The 18,123-nt window shown below is 35.4% G+C and carries 15 protein-coding genes; 3 read left to right on the plus strand and 12 right to left on the minus strand.

Annotated elements, in window-relative coordinates; genetic code table 11:
* Positions 1-2 precede the first annotated feature (2 nt).
* From BN55_RS02420 to BN55_RS02445, 6 genes are all read right to left on the minus strand, one after another.
* Entirely contained in the window at positions 3-1,643 is a 1,641-nt protein-coding gene (locus tag BN55_RS02420) for a hypothetical protein (RefSeq protein WP_008470082.1), read from the minus strand.
* Positions 1,644-1,740: 97 nt separating this feature from the next.
* The gene (locus BN55_RS02425) at positions 1,741-2,583 is read right to left on the minus strand and encodes a PfkB family carbohydrate kinase (RefSeq protein WP_008470084.1); all 843 of its coding nucleotides are present in this window, start codon (positions 2,581-2,583) and stop codon (positions 1,741-1,743) included.
* 100 nt (positions 2,584-2,683) lie between these two features.
* Positions 2,684-4,027 carry a GH25 family lysozyme gene (locus BN55_RS02430; protein WP_008470085.1) on the minus strand — a complete coding sequence of 448 codons (1,344 nt, stop codon included), beginning with the start codon at positions 4,025-4,027 and terminating at the stop codon, positions 2,684-2,686.
* 56 nt (positions 4,028-4,083) lie between these two features.
* On the minus strand, positions 4,084-5,823 hold the full coding sequence (locus BN55_RS02435; RefSeq protein WP_008470087.1) for a glucosaminidase domain-containing protein: 1,740 nt from the start codon (positions 5,821-5,823) through the stop codon (positions 4,084-4,086).
* A gap of 314 nt (positions 5,824-6,137) precedes the next feature.
* Entirely contained in the window at positions 6,138-6,662 is a 525-nt protein-coding gene (locus tag BN55_RS02440; protein WP_008470088.1) for a sunset domain-containing protein, read from the minus strand.
* A 77-nt stretch (positions 6,663-6,739) separates the two neighbouring features.
* On the minus strand, positions 6,740-7,939 hold the full coding sequence (locus tag BN55_RS02445) for a glycerophosphodiester phosphodiesterase (RefSeq protein ID WP_008470089.1): 1,200 nt from the start codon (positions 7,937-7,939) through the stop codon (positions 6,740-6,742).
* 184 nt (positions 7,940-8,123) lie between these two features.
* Between BN55_RS02445 and BN55_RS02450 the strand changes: the two genes are divergently transcribed.
* From BN55_RS02450 to BN55_RS02460, 3 genes are all read left to right on the plus strand, one after another.
* The gene (locus tag BN55_RS02450; RefSeq protein ID WP_008470090.1) at positions 8,124-9,230 is read left to right on the plus strand and encodes a tyrosine-type recombinase/integrase; all 1,107 of its coding nucleotides are present in this window, start codon (positions 8,124-8,126) and stop codon (positions 9,228-9,230) included.
* Positions 9,231-9,413: 183 nt separating this feature from the next.
* Positions 9,414-11,063, plus strand: coding sequence for an SLAP domain-containing protein (locus BN55_RS10185; RefSeq protein WP_008470093.1), 1,650 nt, complete (start codon positions 9,414-9,416; stop codon positions 11,061-11,063).
* Positions 11,064-11,147: 84 nt separating this feature from the next.
* A complete protein-coding gene (locus tag BN55_RS02460) occupies positions 11,148-12,347 on the plus strand; it encodes a glycerophosphodiester phosphodiesterase (protein WP_008470094.1) in 1,200 nt (399 codons plus the stop codon).
* A 42-nt stretch (positions 12,348-12,389) separates the two neighbouring features.
* On the opposite strand, the gene BN55_RS02465 is transcribed toward BN55_RS02460, so the two are convergent.
* The 6 genes from BN55_RS02465 to BN55_RS02490 all read right to left on the minus strand — a co-directional run bounded on the left by BN55_RS02465 (position 12,390) and on the right by BN55_RS02490 (position 18,110).
* Positions 12,390-12,911 (minus strand): hypothetical protein, encoded by a 522-nt coding sequence (locus tag BN55_RS02465; protein ID WP_008470095.1) that lies wholly within the window; start codon positions 12,909-12,911, stop codon positions 12,390-12,392.
* Positions 12,904-14,136 carry an AAA family ATPase gene (locus BN55_RS02470; RefSeq protein WP_008470096.1) on the minus strand — a complete coding sequence of 411 codons (1,233 nt, stop codon included), beginning with the start codon at positions 14,134-14,136 and terminating at the stop codon, positions 12,904-12,906. Before BN55_RS02470 ends, BN55_RS02465 begins: the two co-directional genes overlap by 8 nt.
* A gap of 147 nt (positions 14,137-14,283) precedes the next feature.
* Positions 14,284-15,372, minus strand: a complete 1,089-nt coding sequence (locus BN55_RS02475; RefSeq protein ID WP_008470097.1) for an acyltransferase — start codon at positions 15,370-15,372, stop codon at positions 14,284-14,286.
* Positions 15,373-15,454: 82 nt separating this feature from the next.
* Positions 15,455-17,089, minus strand: coding sequence for an SLAP domain-containing protein (locus tag BN55_RS02480; RefSeq protein ID WP_008470098.1), 1,635 nt, complete (start codon positions 17,087-17,089; stop codon positions 15,455-15,457).
* Positions 17,090-17,573: 484 nt separating this feature from the next.
* Positions 17,574-17,813: a DUF2922 domain-containing protein gene (locus BN55_RS02485; RefSeq protein ID WP_008470100.1), complete on the minus strand. Its 240-nt coding sequence runs from the start codon at positions 17,811-17,813 to the stop codon at positions 17,574-17,576.
* Between the two features lie 75 nt (positions 17,814-17,888).
* The gene (locus tag BN55_RS02490) at positions 17,889-18,110 is read right to left on the minus strand and encodes a DUF1659 domain-containing protein (RefSeq protein WP_008470101.1); all 222 of its coding nucleotides are present in this window, start codon (positions 18,108-18,110) and stop codon (positions 17,889-17,891) included.
* Positions 18,111-18,123 lie beyond the last annotated feature (13 nt).

The raw sequence follows: 18,123 nt of genomic DNA on the forward strand, positions 1-18,123 counted from the left end.
AACTAACGTAGCTTTTTAATTGCTAAATAAAGACTATAAATTATAGTCATTACCCAAGAAATACCTACAATAATTAACATCGGCGTCCACCATTTCGGAGCTTGATAAGATAATATTGCCTGATTAAAACCCTTTTGCTCCTTAATAGTAGGAATTCCAATAGCATTTTTCAAAATAAAGCTGTCTTTTTTATTAACTGTTAGTTTTGAATAACGATACATCACTATTGGAAGCTTTACTTTTCCTGGATTATTTGCCTGCCACGTAAGCCTTAATGATCCATCTTTTAGAACTTGATGACGATATTCATTTTTATGGTTAATTACATCTTTTTGATAAAGAGCAACCTTGTCTTGAGTAGGTATTTTATCATGTCGTGGCAAATAGTCAGGAGCAGGCCGATTAATATACTTGAACAAATCACCTATTGGATAAGAGAAAGCCATCTTTTGCACTGGTTTATTCATAAAGGAATTAATAGCATAAAAAGAATTATCCCGAATACTACTGTTAAAGTTGGCAAATACAGTGGTTAAGACTAATGCTCCGACGAAATAGCGCCAGTTAATTCTTTTTTGCAATAAATTTTGAATTGAAATCGTACTCCCTGCAACAATTAATGGTAGCGCGATTGTAAAAAGACGACGCGGTATCTGGAAGGTTTCTCTTAAAGTTGGAAATGCATTTTGAATCCAGCCCCATGGCATTAAACTTGACCCCATCAAAATAAAAACTAAAGCAGTCAGAGTCAATGTCATATTTAGTTTTGATTCTTTAAAGTTAAAGACAACATAAATCAGCTGAAATACCATAAATAAGTTGAAAACAAATGAAAAAGCACTAAAGTTAATTGTTGATTCTGCCATATTAGTAGCAATTGGATTGCCCAATGGATCTACAACTTTAAAATACCCTACTCCCAGCCAAATATTAGCTGTTAAAAGTAAAGTTAAGCCAAGCGCCACTAGCAAATTAATAACCATCTTTTTACGATTCTTAGTTTGAATAAAGCCAACCACTGCAAATGGAATTAACATTAATGCTGATAAAACTGTCGACATTAAATGAATTTGACCCACAACGCTCATTGTTAATCCAAGCTGCAACCAACTTACTGGTCGCTCTTTATTTTGAATCATTCTAATAGCGCATAAAACTACAAAAGGCAGCAAAGCATAACTTACTGCGCTAAAAGTCGGGCCATTATTCCAAGTACTAATTTTGAAAAGATAAACTAAAGCTAATAATGTATTAATAACCAGGTTAGGCTTAATCTTATCTAAAACCTTATACATCCCGCTAACTGCAATTATAGAAATAACAAAAGCTGTTAAAATTTGAAATCTAAACCAAGAACCAGTAATTAGTAAAATGCCACCCATTAAATAAGCAAAAAATGGTCCATAAACTGCATTTATTACTCTACCAGATTGATCAAAGCCCCAATTAGTTTGAAAATAATTAAAACTATGATGCCTAATTTGCTCAGCTACATCATAAATTCTACTAAAATGAAAATATCCATCTCCTACAATAATCGTAGTTTTAGTTTGAATTTGATAGCTGAGTAATAAATACACAGCAATAATAAAAACAAGATATGGTACATAGGGATTTATGCGTTTTAATATTTTTGAAGTCATTTTTTCTCTCTATCATTAATTTATATACTAGTTAAATATATCACTAAAAAAATGCAAAAAAAATAAGCTCTAGCACTTTGGCTAGGACTTATTAAAGCTATTCAGCTTCTTCAAAAGTAATCTTGTGCGCCATAATTTGACGTTGTAATTCACTAGTTGACTCAAAATCAGTCAATCTTTCATTTTGGATAGTATCAGTAGCGGCTGCAATACTATCGGCCAAATTTCTAACTGGAGTATGATTTTCCAGCATCCCTGCTAAAAATGTCGCAAGTAAAGTATCGCCTGCACCATCTTGGCTCACCACATTAACTTTAGGAGCCGGTGCTACATAAGCATGCATTAGGTTAACAATGGCTGCACCGTCGGAAGCTAATGAAAGTAAAACATGGTCTGCACCGCGAACTACCATATCATGCGCTAATTCAACTAATTCATCAGTAGTTAAATCTTCATTTTCTTTGTTAAACCAATGCTTTAATTCTGTCGCATTAGGCTTAATTAATAAAGGATGCAATGGTAATATATCTAAGACATTGACATAAGGCACGTCAACAACCAAGTGCGTCATTTTTTCCTGAGCTAATTTTGCTAAATCAGTTAAATAAACTGGATCAATTCCTGGCGCAAATGATCCGGCTACTACTAAAATATCGCCCATTTTTAATTGCTTTTTTAGATAATCTAATAATTCTTGCTGCTTTTCAGCTGGAACTTTTTGTTCATCACTAGAAAAAAGATCTAATTGCGCCACCTGATCTTGTTTAATAAAATGATGCTCAATTTTTGCTTGATCTAATTCTTTAAAAACATTATTTTCACCATTAGCCATAATTCCAGTAGCCACAGAATCAATGCCTAATTTTTTTAAAACTAAAGAGATATTAACACCTTTGCCGGCTACACTCTCATTAGTGTTTAAAGTAACTGTATAAATCAAAGTACAATACCTCCCAAAATTTCTAACACTTCAATTATAGCTTAAGATACAAAAAAAGCGCCACTCTTAATAAAAGAGTGACGCAAAATATTAAATTCAATTATTCCATAATTAAGTATTTACCGTCCAGCCATTGGTTACCACCTAGGTTGTACCAAGTATGACCGTTAACAGTTACTTTCTTAAATACTTTCCAGCGTGAACCATGTGGCAAACGGCGACCGCTAAAGTGAGCGTTTGAACCATAACCATACCATAAGTTAATTCCATAACCTGGAACATAGTTTACACGACCAATTCCAGTAAATTTAGTTTCACCTGAATTTGAACTAGTATGTGAAGAACTAGATGAGCTTGAATTTACACTAACAACTGGAATTGAAGAAAATCCAGTTACGTAGCAGTACTTTCCTGGAACCCATTGGTTACCACCTAGATTGTACCACCATTCACCATTAACTTGTGCCTTACCAGAAACGACCCAGCGTGAGCCACTTGGTAAGTAACGACCAGTCACATGACCATTTGGACTTTGCCAAAGAGCAATGTTACCAGGATATTTAACAGTAGCAATTTTACTGCCTGAATTTGAAGTTTGACCCATTGCACCTTCACTTACTGCTGGAGTTGAAGGTTTAGAAGTGTTGGCAGGTTTGTTAGTGTTGCCAGCTGGAGCTTGACTTGAAGTAGTATTGTATGAAAGTGGCAATAAACTAATATTACCATCTACGTACAGACCTCTCCAGTTGTCAGTAAATTGCCAAATGGCAATTCCATCCATAGATGGGAAATAGTTAAAGTCTGGTGTATCGATTCTACCAGTAGTTGCATAAGAAGCTACCCATAATGAGTTAGGATATGATCTTAAAAGCGTAGTAGTATCAATATTATTTTTTAATAAGTACGCACCTGAATAAATCATTGGTTGATAGCCAGCGCTTTTAATGGTATTCATAAATGCCATAATTGCATTAGTGTTAGCTGACATACTACCAGTTACTACATTTCCGTCACCAGTTTCCCAGTCACAGACAATGTATGAACCCTTTGGTAAACCAAATGCTTGAGCTGAGCTAATTGCGTAACGTGCTTCGGCTTGTGCTGCAGAAGCGTTGTTACCAAAAATAGCAAAGTGATATGACATAGGCATCATATTGTGTTGCTTTGCACTTGCAATTTGACCTGCAGCGTTAGGGTTACGGTAAGAAGTACCTTCAGAAACCTTAACAATCGCAAATTGAGCACCAGCTTGTGCATGAGGTCCCAGGTTAGTACTTTGAAAGCTTGAAACATCAACTCCGTATGAACGAGCTGGAGCATAATTAGTTGCAGCTTGCACCACTGACTTAGATGAAAGTGGTGTATTTCCAGTATATGCAGCTACGCCCGCCAAAGCTGAAACACAAGCTAAAGTACCTAAAATTCTATTTTTTGCAGAATGCATGAAATCCCCCGTTAGTAATTAGTATAAATATAATTTGCGTTTAAACAAAATCTTTTTTATCTTACGTAAACATATTTTGCTGGAACCCATTGGTTACCACCAAGGTTGTACCATACTTCTCCATTAATCGTAGTAGATCCGAAGAATCTCCAGCTGGTACCATTTTGTAAATACTTACCAGTAGCTTTACCATTTGGCATATTCCAAACAGTTACACCTTGATCTGCACGCCATTTAATAGTTAAAGTGCCGTTTTGACGCTTGTCATTTTGGGTGTGTGCAGCAGGAGCTGGCATAGATTTAACAGTAGATGCAACACCAGTATTTTCACTGACATAGCTACTATCAATCCATTGATTAATGCCAATTCTGTACCATAACTTACCATTAACGTAAGCTTGACCAGTTACCTTCCAGCTTGAGCCATTTGGTAAAAATTCACTGGTAATATTTTGTCCAGGATTACTCCATACTGCAACAGCGTATGAAGGTGCATAGTTGATTCTAACAACTTTTTGAACTGATTGATATGCTGGCTCAACTACGTTATTTTGAGCTGAAATATTATTAACTACTTTAGAAGCAGTCTTGGTTACTTGAGTATTATTTTGAATAGCTTTAGTTGATGGAACTTTATTTTCTTTGGTTTGTACTACAGCAGCAGTTACTTGCTTAGCTGGAGTTTGAACTGCTTGAGTTGCAGCTGGCTTTACAGTTTCACTAGTCTTAACAGCTGGTGCTTGAGAAACAGCTGTTTGAGCTTCAACTCTATTTACTTGTGGTTTAACAACAAGTTTTTGATGAGCTTCAGTAGCACTTATTTTAGCTACAGGCTTAACTACTTTACTGCTTGCTAAAAGTGCAGCAGTATTAGTAACCGGAGCCTTTTTATTAGTAGTTGCAGGCTTAGCAGCTGGCTTCAAAACTAATGTATTAGTAGTAGCAGGTTTTGCCACTTGAGTATTAGTAACAGGCTTTGCTGGTTGTTGAACACCATTACCAAAGGCAATTGCATTTACCCAACCATTAGCGTTAGTTAAATATGCGTATTTAACACCATTGTTATAGGTGATGTATTTGCCCACGTTAAAACTTTGACCTGCTTGAGCAGTGCCTACACTGTTACCAACACTAGCATCAACAGGTGCTGAAGTGATAGTAGTAGTTTGAGTAACTTTTCTGTTTTCGTTAACTACCTTAGTAACGGGATCGTATCGATCTAAATGGTTAGCTCTAATTACGGAATTAAGAGTTGCTGCATAGTTAGGTGCAGTAGCATATTTATTTTGCAATCCATTTTGAGTAGCTTGAGCATAATTACTTGAATTTTCTACCCAAGTACCACTGTAGTAGCTACCCATTTGGTTTCTTAATAAAGAACCGTTATCTTCAAATGATTGCTCATAAGAAGGATATCTTCTAAAGTTGGCATTAGTTGTGTAATATTGGCCACCCTTAGTATATTCTCCGGTAGACATATTTGCAGATTGACCATTATATGAACCCTTAATACCAAATAAGTTATTATTTGGTGCTTGAGCTAAGCCTGAATTGCCCCAGCCTGATTCAACAGCAGCTTGAGCAATCATAACAGAAGTATAAGTTCCGTATTTTGAAGAAGCTGCAGTAGCTGCAGGAATGGCTTTGTTTAAAAATTGTTGATTAGATTGAACTGTGGCCGCCTGAACAACCCCTTCTGAAGGATTATTTACCTTCTTAAGGTTGTTGGTAACCGATATTCCAGTAGCCGTTAAAGCTGCCGCGGTAGCAATACCGGTGATTGTTCTCTTATTCATCTTTCTATTCCTCCTAGGATATATACAATGTTTATTTTAGTTAGTCTGCTTAGCATATACAACCGAACAACAGTTTTGCAACAAAAAAGTAATATAACGACTTTTGTCTGTAACAAAACTAGTCCTTACAGCCTGTTGGCTTTGCAAATATTCTAATTAATAAACAGTGTAATAAAAACATAAATATTTTTTTATATAGGTATAAGTTTTATCAGACTTATCCATTAAGATTATATATTTTATTGCTTTATCACATATAGAAAAAAGCTTGGGAAATAAAAAAGAGTCGCACATGCGACTCTTTTTAAAACTTATTATTTTAAGGACTTAGTGTAGCCTGCAGCTCTTGCTTGAGCTTCTGAACTGAAGTAAACACGGTTAGCTGGGCTAATGTGGTAAGTTTCTTGACCTGCTAAGTGGTATTTCTTAGTTCTTCTGTTACCAACTAAAACTTGGTTAGTTCCACCATGTCTTGACACTACAGCTTTCTTAGCTGGAGCAACTGCTTTTTTAGCAACTGGGGCAGAGCCAGTAGCAATACTGCTATATTGTGCAGGAATCCATTGACGTTGGCTTCCAATACGGTACATTACGCGACCATTAATAGTTGCCTTTGCAAATACCTTCCAACGACTATTCTTAGAAACGTATTGCATTTGGTACTTGCCATTGTTGTCAAGCAAGTTAACTCTTCCGCGGCCATTATATTTAACAGTTAAAACACCGTGAACTGGGGTCTCGTTAGTGGCAGCTTGAACTTGATTTGAAGCTAAGTCAGCACCAACAAACATGGTAAAAGCAGTAGCTAAGACTGCTAACATCTTAGTGAACTTCTTCATCACTTATTCCTCCGATAATTAAAATCTCAATCTAGCTATAATTTTAGCGCTATCTCTCAAGATTTAAAAGAGAAATTTTATCGAACGATAACTGCATAGCGTCCATCAATCCATTGACTTCCGCCTAAGTTATAAAAGGTTCGCCCATTATTCTTAGCTGTAGCAAAATATTTCCAGCTTGTGCCGTGCTTTAAGCGGCGTCCAGAAAAATGAGTTCCGTTTGGATTATTCCACATGTTAACACTGTAGCCAGGTCGATACTTAATTCTAATTACGCCACTCTTTTTGGTTTCTGAACCAACAGTTGGATTGCTAGTTGAATAAAAAGCAATATATTGACCATCAACCCACTTATTATTACCCAAGTTATACCAAGTCTTACCATTTTGAATTGCAACCTGGATTACCGCATGAGTCGTGCCATCTTTAAGACGCTGACCACTAAATCTTGCAGATCTGCCATAGCCGTTCCAAACATTAACAGCACCATTTTTTCTATATTTAATAATGATCTTGCCTTGAATATCTTGTGCAGGATATGACGTTACGCCTAATATCTTAGAAAGTTCGCCAGGAAAGTTTGTAATAATTCCTTCAATATTGCCTTGCTGAACTAATTTTCTCATAGTGGCTGGATCATTAGCACCGAAAACTAAATATTTCTTACCATGCATCTTTAAGTAATCTGAGATATTTTGATTATAGTAATAACTTGCAAAATATTGATTATCGCCAATATCACGGTAGTTACGTCCTAATAATGTCCGCGGAATGTTAGGTGCAAGCTGAGCTAAAAGTTTTAATGATGGCTGCGAAAATGATTCAAACAAAATTCTGTTCTGTAATCCATAGCTATTAATCAAGTTAACTAATTGTCGCTCCATCCCTGTTGGTGCGGTTTCATTTTTAGTTTCTACCATAAATTTAACATTTGGATTATTCTTATATCTTTCGAAAACTTCTTTGAGCGTGTGAATAGGTTCGCCAGATTTATTACGATATTTTAATAAATCTCTATACTTGCTAGATGTAATATTTACGTTCGCACCAAAATTATTCTTTAAATTATTATCATGGCTTACCACTAATACGCCGTCGGCAGTTCTATGAATATCCATTTCAATATAATTTGCTCTTTGAGCAACTGCCCGATCATATGCTTGAAAACTATGCTCGGCATACTTGCCTGCTTCATTATCGCCACGATGCGCAATATTAGTAAAACCAAATAAAAATGGTAAAGCAGCCACTCCTAATATAACCTTGGGAAATTTCATTTTTTCCTCCAAATAAAAAAATCCTAATGATATCTACATTAAGATACGACGTAAATTTTCTTAAAAGATTATACCCTATTTTAGTTATTTTTACCATACTATTTTTATCATTTAATTGAGGTCGCAACGAGGTCATTTTGATAAGATATTTCTTTTAATTATTAATTAAAAGAAAGGAAATATTATGGGAGTATATTTAGATAAAAACGGGACATGGTTTGTTAACAAGTCATGGACCGATACTGGCGGAAAGAGACATTTCAAAACGAAGCGTGGCTTTAAAACCAAGAAAGAAGGACAGTTATTTGAAGCTGAACTGATCTTGCAAATAAAAAACAATGTCTATAATTCTGATAATCCTCGCTTCAGTTCGTACTTTCATGAATGGGTTAAGACTTATAAAGGCGAACTTGATAAAAAGACTAATGCAGTAAGACCTAACACATTGCGCGAATATTTACTTGATGAAAAACGGATCATCTATGGCTTAGCTAATCTAAAAATAAAAGATATCACTCGCTTTCATTATCAAAATTTTATTAATGAATTCGGCCAATCTCATGCACAAATCACAGTTAAAAAACTCAACAATCATATTCGAGCATGTGTGAAATATGCTATAGAAGATGGATTAATTCAACGCGATTTTACCAAAGGAGTTCAACTTAGCTTCAATCCTAAAAATACACGTCAATTAACCTATCTCGAAGATTATCAATTAAAGCAATTATTGCATCACCTCCTTAAAATTCGAAATTCTAATTATTCTGGCGTTTACATGATTATTACAATTATGTATACAGGTCTGCGTGAAAGCGAAGCAGCTGGCCTTACATGGGACTGCGTGAACTTTGATAATTTAACCTTAAATATTAATAAAGCATGGGATTATAAACAAAAAGACTATTCACCAACTAAGAATAAGTCTTCTCAACGAATTATCGGAATGTCACCCAAATTAGCATCCTTACTTAAAGAACTCAAAGATAATCATCCCACCAAAGTTTTTTGGTCAAAAAGCTATCAGACACTCCCTCAATCGCGGAGTTTAATTGACACTTTAAGACGCAGTTTAAAAGAATTAAATATTAATGCATCAGGTGTGCATATCCATTCTTTACGTCATTCTCAAGTAGCAATTTTGCTTAATGCGGACATCAATATTTACGATATTGCGCAGCGTTTAGGACATGAGGATATCAAAACGACACAAAAAATTTATGCTTATCAATTTAAAAAGCACCAAGCCAAGGTTAATAAAAAAATCAACCAAGCACTTGATGCTATTTAATAAATTGAGGTCAATTTGAGGCCAAGATCTAAAAATTTTCCTTATCTTTCTTTTAATAATACCTACCCTGCAGCAGTTTTATAGACCTCTGATCTTTGATGAAGGGATTTTGTACAATTATGGGCGATTTCACGATGAGCCTTTTGCCTATTACATTTGTATTATCAAGGAGGAAAAGACCACATGAAGAAAAATGTTAAATATTTAGGTGCTGCTGCAGCTGCATTGTTAGCTGTTGCTCCCGTAGTTGCTTCAACTACTGTTGCTAATGCTGATACTGTTGTAGGCGACGATATGGCTGCTGGTTCTACTACACCAGCTAACCCACAATATCCAGCAATTACTCTCGATGGCTCGGTTAATGCAAACGTTAATACTAGCGTTAGTTCATTAACTTCAGTATCAGCAGTTAAAAATGCTTTAAAGGTTTCCGGTGTTAACGGTGCATTTATTGCTGGTGTTCAATCTGCAAAGGTTTCTGAGCAAAATAATGGTGGAAACGCTGTAAGTTCTTTACAAGAAGGTAAAACTTACTGGGTTCAAACTACTATTACTCTTGCTGGATTAGAAGCTAACAAGACTTACACTATTAACGGTAAGGAATACAAGTCTGATGCTCGTGGTGTTATTAATGGCTTAAACAACGATGGTAAAGGTGTATTTGTTGCTTACAGCTTTGTTGCACAAAACCCAGAAGCAGTTGGTAACCCATACTTCTCATTCAATGGTGCTAACATTGCAAATGGCTCTTTTGTAAACAACAAATTTGATATTCCTGCAAATGTTTCAGACATTAAGAACATTTGGACTGGTACTACTGCTAAACTTCTTGCCAGATATGAAGCAGCTAACACTAGTATCCAACCAGCAACTATCACTACTACTGATGCTCAAATTAAGGAACAATTAGCTAACCAAGGTGTTTCAGTTGCTGATAATGGTGCAATTTCTGCTAAAGCACAAAGCTTTAACGTAACTTTAACCGCAGTTAACCCAGTTAATAACTCATTGACTGCTACTGTTAAATTACAATTCAACAGAAACACTGCATTCCAATTATACCCAATGATTCGTTATGAAAATAACTACATTCAACAAGGTGGACATAACTTCCAACAAGTTCCTGCTAACAAGTTGGCATTTAAGGTTAACTCACCAGAAGCTAAGGCAATTGCTGCAAATCCAGCTAAAGGATTTACTGCTACTACCACTGCTGATGGCACTTCTGGTTTAATTGATATGCACGTTTTGAGTAACAAGGTTGACGCTTCAACTGTTGGTGTATACCCTGTAACTGTTTACGCAACTAATGCTAATGGTTACAAGACCACTTACAGCTTCAACGTAACTATTTTACCAGTTGCTGCATCAAACACTCGTACTGCGGTTGTTAACTACAAGCCAGGTTACGGTGTAAACATTTGGAACGTATTAAGTTCTACTAGTGTTGCATTTACTGGTAACCGTCAAGCTTCAGGCTCAACTGTAACTATTTACGGTGAAAAGACCGTTAACGGAACTAAGTACTACCAAATCAATAAGGAAGGTACTCAATTCATCCAAGCACAATACATCGACGGTGAAACTACCACTCCATCTACTAAACCTTCAACTTCATCAAACGAAGAAAAGGTTTCAGGTGTAGCAACTGTTGTTTACAACGGTCGTGGTGGTGTAAAACTTCTTAACGGTGAAGGTAAATACCAATCACAAGTTGTTAAGAACCGTTCTGCATGGAAAGTCTTTGCTAAGAAGACTATCAATGGTCGTGAAATGTACCGTATCGGTAACGACAACCAATGGATTCCAGCTCAATACGTTAACTTCCGTTAATAATTGAGAATCAATTCAAGTAAAAAAGGTCGACTCTTTTAGAGGCGGCTTTTTTCATGCAATTTATTAATTTTGTGAGGAAAAATGAAAGCTAAAAAATGTTTAGTTGCTTTGGCAGCTTTACCATTTTTATTCGGTTTTACTAATATTGCATACCGTGGAGATAATCAAAATGGAAAGTATGCTGAACATTCATACCAAGCTTACGATCGCGCGTTGACCGAACAGGCTAACTATTTAGAGTTAGACATTCATAAGACAAGCGATAATGTGCTAGTAGTAAGTCATGACAACAATCTCAGTAGATTATTTGGTGTAGATTTAGACATTAATAAAACTCCTTACGCCAAATTAGCTCAATATCGTAACCAAGCTGGCGAACCAGTTCATACTCTTGCAGAAGTATTCAATCGTTACAAAAATGATCCAAATATCAAATTTATGATTGAAACTAAAAACGTGGGATCAGCAACAGGTATGGAAAATGAGCTAGTGAACTTAGTTAGACAATATGGGATGCAAAATCGTGTTTTATTTGAGTCGTTTTCTATTCCATCTTTAAATGCTTTAGCACAATTAGCGCCAGAAATTCCACGAACTCAATTATCAGGTAGCTATCAAAACATTGGCGACAGTCAATATTATGCGAATGGCTATTTTGATTCAAATGTAAGTGCCTATCTTAAGAGCCAAGGTAAGAAATATTTGCTCTGGGGCGTCGATAATGCAGATAAAATGCGTCAATTGGTTAATTCTGGTCAAATTGACGGTATTATCACTAATTATCCTGGCACTTTATCTAAAGTTCTTGGAGTAACGCAATATCCAGCTAAAAATATTGATGGAACGATAATTGTTAAATACAAGAATAATTATTCAGTAAATCTATGGAATGGTTATGGTAAAAATGCTCATTTCAGTGGTTTGCGCGTTAAAAACGGTACGTCGCACCATGTAACTCAAGTGGCAATTGAAAATGGCAAGACTTGGTATAAGCTTGACAATAATAAATGGATTGATGGGCAATACGTTGTATCCTATGCAGCAAATAAAAACTCTAATAGCGTACCAGTCCAATCTCACGGAGTAATCCAAATTAAGTACAAACCTGGCTTTGGCGTTAACTTATGGGGCAGCCCTCAAGGTACACACTATTTAGGACGTAGATTAAAGCATGGCAGCCGTTGGAAATACATGGCTACTGCTAATTACAACGGACGTACTTTTTACAATTTAGGCGGAAGCCAATGGATTGATGGAAAATATGTTATAAAAATTAACTAAATAAAAATCCCTCGAAACGTAATGCTTCAAGGGATTTTTTGTTTAATCTTTTAGCAAATCCGCAATAGTTTCATCATTTGGGTGATAAGATTTGTATTGCTTTAAAATGCTAATTAACATATCAAAATTTTGGTCCCAAAAGTCAAAATTATCCTGATATGATTTTACTTTATTTAGGTCATTATAGTTATCTTTTACATAAATACTAGGTTTTGCAAAATTTCCGTTAGTATATCGTTGATAATCATGATGGTAAAGAATGAATAATATTTCTATTTCCGGTCTAGTAGTAAGATTAATGACTTCAGAAATTTTACGTTCATACGCTTTCGGCACGTTAAAATTCTCTGCTCGTGAATCAAGAATTCGATAAACGCGTATCTTTCTGTCAAAACTTTTATCCAAAAATTGGCTTGCAAAACGTTTACCGTTACGACACCGAATAATTTCTTCTTGTAACATGTCTTGACGATTAAACTTAAGTGCATCATGAGCAAGCAAAACATCAATAATTGCTCGTTCAGTGTTTCCTTCCGTAATAATGGCGATTAATTCGTTACTCATGCTTATCTTGCACCACTTTCTTTGTAGCCTTTTTAAGTGCCAAATAAGCAGAGTATTCAGGAGCCGTGCCTCCAAGATAATCCGATTCAAATACTTCGGCTTTCTTTAGATCACTTCTTACATTAGCAGCAGAATATCTTTGCAGTTCAATCTTATCATTTCTCTTGGCAACATAGACTTCGTCGCCTCTATCCAAATCATTTAATAATTCAGAATAATGGGTACTAAAAATTAACGTCGCCCGATTAATATTAATCTTTGGGTCAGAAAAGTCTTCGATGAATGAGCGTACAATTGCATGATTAAAGTGATTTTCTAACTCATCAACAAACATTATGCCACCTGTTTTTAAAGCAATCATTACACGTCCATAGAGAGTGATACCTTTAGCTGTTCCTGAAGACAGATAATGCTGTATTACATCAAATCCTGTCGCAGTAATTTCTTCTTCTGCATTTTTAAATTTTAAATGATAGATAATCTTTTTAATGTGATTAGCATCATCAGTTTCTGATTCAATATTTAAGTACTCAATAGAAGGATCTAAAAAGTTCAATATTGCAACAGGTACTTTTTCCTCATCGTAAAATAGAGCATTGATATTGGCTAACATTAAGTTGTCGAATATTAATTGGCAATGATAATCTTCTTTCGTCAAAATCAACCTAAATATTGAATCATCAGGTGATAAGATCGAGGAAGCCAACTCTCCCAAGTCTTTTCGGTTATATAAAGGCTCAATATTGTCAAAATTCAATATTTCTTTTTTAGTTAATCTATCTTTAAATTCCTTACGATAAATTAATTCATTATCAATGATCCATTTTTTATTTAGTTTATCTCTAGTTTGCTTAAAAGTTACTACATCTTTATAAAGCAATCGATCTGTACCATAAAAATAAGTAGTAATAGTAATAGGCTGGTCACCAACTAAGATGTCTTGTAGAGAAGTTTGGTCAATTGAATTTCCATATAGCAATAATTGAAGCATACCAATAATCGTTCTCATAATTGTTGTTTTACCCGTAGCATTTTTTCCTACGATCGTGATCAAATTATTAATCCATAAATTACCCGCAAGATTTGTTAATTGATCTCGAGTATTTTCTGTGATACGGGCATCACTCATTAGAGAGAACTCTAATCCATTTTTGAAAAGTGGATGATTTTCTATTTTCATTTTTAGAAAATATAAATTGTTATCAACTGTGGTTATATTTTTCATCGCTTATTCTCCCTAGTGTGTATTATGTAGTATGTATTATGTAGTATTTACAATTTATATTTTACACAATTTGTGTATTTTTATACAGATAAAACGTTTAAAAATGTAAAAAGAGATTCAAAAATTAATTGAATCTCTTTTTTCTGTCTACATCAAATGCATATTAGCCCAAGATATGTACGATAATCCCCATGCTAAAAGTCCTGAAATAATAAAGATAATTATTGACATAACCGGAACTGCAATAAAAGTATTGGGTATCAATTCAAATATACGGCAGTTTCTAGCCGCTATATGAACAAACATAAAATGAATCAAATAAATTCCAAACGTTAATTCCGATGTCTTTAGCAATACTTTCTTAAAAGCGGTATCTTTAGTCCAGTCAATCTTTGAACCAAGTTCTTTCATTGCCACAAAGATTGCTACGCTAGTTAAAGCAACTGGGATCGACATGTATTGGTAAAATGGCAAGATTGGCGTATTGAACTTCATTGACAGCCATTGAGTTGCGCCAAATGACCAAATAAGTCCAAAAATGCCAAAGCCGTAAATCCAATAGCGATTCTTGCGACTTAGCTTAAGCTGGCTTAAATAATATCCGGCAACAAAGTAAGTTGGAAAGCTCAAAGTAAAATTGAAATGAGTATTGATATTCAAACGATACAAGCTATTCATAATAGTTTGCACAACAACTGGCATATGATAATGCGCTGATACGTCGCCATAAGTTCCAAAAAAAGTAGTCAAGAAGACTGAAAAGAAGGCTGCCAAGACTAAGAAATACCTAGTTAAACCAATATTAGCAGTAATCTTTCTTAGAAATGGGACAATTAAGTAAAGTCCAATAATCATTGGCAAGAACCACAAGTGAGTATAGCCTTTAACTAAGACGTCAAGCGTTGCCATCTTGCTGTAGCCTTCAAAAAAGTAGCAGTAAATGGCGTAAAAAATATCCCAAAAGATAAAGGCAGTTACAATCCGCCAAATATTCTTGGTAAACAAATGCTTCACAGTGATCTTTCTTTTAGGGTCTAAAAACAATGCTCCTGAGATCATCACAAAGATTGGTACGCTCCAGCGACTAATTGCATCCCAAAAGTTTACGCCCATCCAGGATAAAGTATGGATGTTTTTAGCATAAAAAGGCTGCTGGCTTGCTGCATGGATTAAGATAACTGCAAAAGTTGCACTTACGCGTAGTAGATCCAAATAATGGATTCGATGTTTTTCCATTATTTCCTCCAAAAGATAATAATTTGCATAAAAAAAGCCGTCTCCGAGGAGCCGACTTTTTTATTTGAATCAAAACTCAATATTAACGGAATTGTGCGTATTGAGCTGGGATCCATTGGTTTTGAGTACCAAGACGGTAGTAAGTCTTACCGTTGATAGTCTTCTTAGCAAATACCTTGTATGCTGCGTTCTTTGATACGTAGTTACCAGTACCGTAGTGACCATCTTGGTTTACTAAAGCAACCTTACCACGACCGTTGTATTTAACAACGATTACACCGCTCACTGCTTCTTCCTTAGAAGAATCAGTTGAAGGCTTAGATGGGGTAACAGCTTGTTCACCGTCTACGTATTGAGCTTGGATGTAGTCATTGCTGTTCTTTGCATTGATTTGGTAGTATTTAACACCATTAACAGTCTTTTCACCAAAGATAGTAACAGTTTCGCCATCCATTACACGTTTACCTGAGAATGAAACGTTAGTTGAGCTTAATACGTTCCAAACGTTTACACCGTAACCAGCCTTGTACTTAACAGTAGCTTTACGTCCTTCACCTGGAAGTGCAGGATTTACAACAACATTAAATGAAAGAGTTGTAGTGTAACCATTAGGGTTAGTAGCAGTTAAAGTTACAGGGTAAACACCTACAGTGTTAGGATCAATCTTGTTTGAAAGAACTTTAAGATCAATTTGACCAGAGTTCTTATCATCAATAGTGTATGCCTTTAACTTAAGAGCTGCGATTGGATCAGTAGCTAAAGCCTTAGCTTCTTTTGAACCAACTGTAGTAGGTTGAACTGTAACACCTGCACCAGTATTACCTTGTTTTACCAAAGTAGCATCTTCGTAGATTGCTGGGTAAACTTTTGAATTTACATCTTTATTAAATTGAACTTTAGCAGTAGCAGTTTTATTGTTTGCAGGATTAGTAGCAGTTACAGTTAAGTAGAAACTAGTTGCGCTTGCTGGGATAGTGTTGTTGCTTGTTAAAGTAACACCTTGGTTAGCTAATTGAGCCTTAACATCACCGTAGTTAATAATTAATGGCTTGTTAGTACCGTCAACATTAACCATTGGTTGAACTGCACCAGCAACTGTCTTTTCTAAGTCTGCAACGGTTTCACCAGCAGTGAAGCTTTGAGCCTTGTATGCAAATGCACCTTCAGTAAGGTTTACGTGGTTAGCAGTAGTTAAGTCTACAAAGTATGGTGCACCTTGAACAGCTGCATCATAAGCACTAAAGTTAAGAGTTACGTAAACATTTGGGATAACACCATTTTGGTTAGCAGTAGCAGAAACGCTTTCGCTACCTTGTTTGATAGTGTAAGTCTTGTTAGCTTCTAAGCCACCAAGTGCAACAGAAGCTTGTAATTGGTAATTTTGACCAGCTTCTAAACTAGTTACACCAACAGTTGGAGCGTTAACATTAACAACTGCAGCTTTAGAAACACCAACAACTTTTGCGTTGGAACCGTTAACTGATAATGCACTTTCAACTGCTGAAGCAGTAGTTAAAGTAGAAACTTGGGTGTTAGCAGCTTGTGAATTCATAGTGCTTGCAACGTTGATAACTGGATCAGTAGCTGGCTTAGTAGAAGTGTCAGCTGGTTTTCCATCCAAGTTGATTGCAGCATTAGCAACACCTGAAACAGCAACTGGAGCAACAGCTAATAATGCAGCTGCAGCAGCACTTAAATATTTAACATTTTTCTTCATGTGGTCTTTTCCTCCTTGATAATACAAATGTAATAGGCAAAAGGCTCATCGTGAAATCGCCCATAATTGTACAAAATCCCTTCATCAAAGATCAGAGGTCTATAAATCCTCTGAGGTAGTCAGTCCTTGATAAGAAATCCGCATGCTGTACAGGCATCACGCCTGAAGCATTTGTCCTATTACTTACCACGACTCATATTATATCTTGTTTCTCGCTTTTTGCAAAGTTTACTTGCATTTTTTATATTTTTTAATGTTGTTGTAATATTCACAAAGACGAATTTTATGCAATTTTTCCTATACGCTTATCAAGTGTAAGCAAAAAAGAATCCCATAATACTGGGATTCTTCTCACTTGGTTAATGTTTACGCAAGAGTTTTAAGACCTGTTTAATTTGATAAAAAATTATTTCAAAAATATTTCAAAATATACCAAATATTCCAAAATAAGTTATTTAATTCTCTTATTTCTTCAAAAATTAGTCTACATTGATTTAGAATCATTAAACACAGAAGTAGTAGTGCGTTCAATATATTGAGCAGACTGAGCTTTGGTATAAAGATCTACTCCCTTTCTTTCAAAAACATTTGCATTGGCAATCTTGTCCATTGCATCCCTTACTTGAACTTCTTCTAAATCGCCCGCTGCTTCTGGCACGTTAATTGAAGCTTTCTTGTTATCACTAGTTACGAAAGTTAATCTTAAAGTCTTAGTTGTTGGCATTTTGTTTTCTCTCCTATTTCTTCTATAAATATGCTTTATTTTTTTCTATAAATATGCTTTATTTTCGAACTAAAATTATTCGTTTGCGTCTAATTCAAGTTCATGATGTTGAATTAACATAGCGCTTTGCAAGCCATCGTCTTTTTGAAGCGTAGATAATGCACGACCTACTTGAGCCACTTTTTGTGCATCTGCATCTAGCTTCAAGTTCTTAAAAGTACGTTCTTTAAGGTTGTCTTTGTACTTAGCACCACTAAAGCCGAATTTTACTGATTGTTCTACTAAATTAGTCTTCATTTTTCTACCTCTA

Source organism: Lactobacillus hominis DSM 23910 = CRBIP 24.179 (assembly GCF_000296835.1).
Classification (GTDB): domain Bacteria; phylum Bacillota; class Bacilli; order Lactobacillales; family Lactobacillaceae; genus Lactobacillus; species Lactobacillus hominis.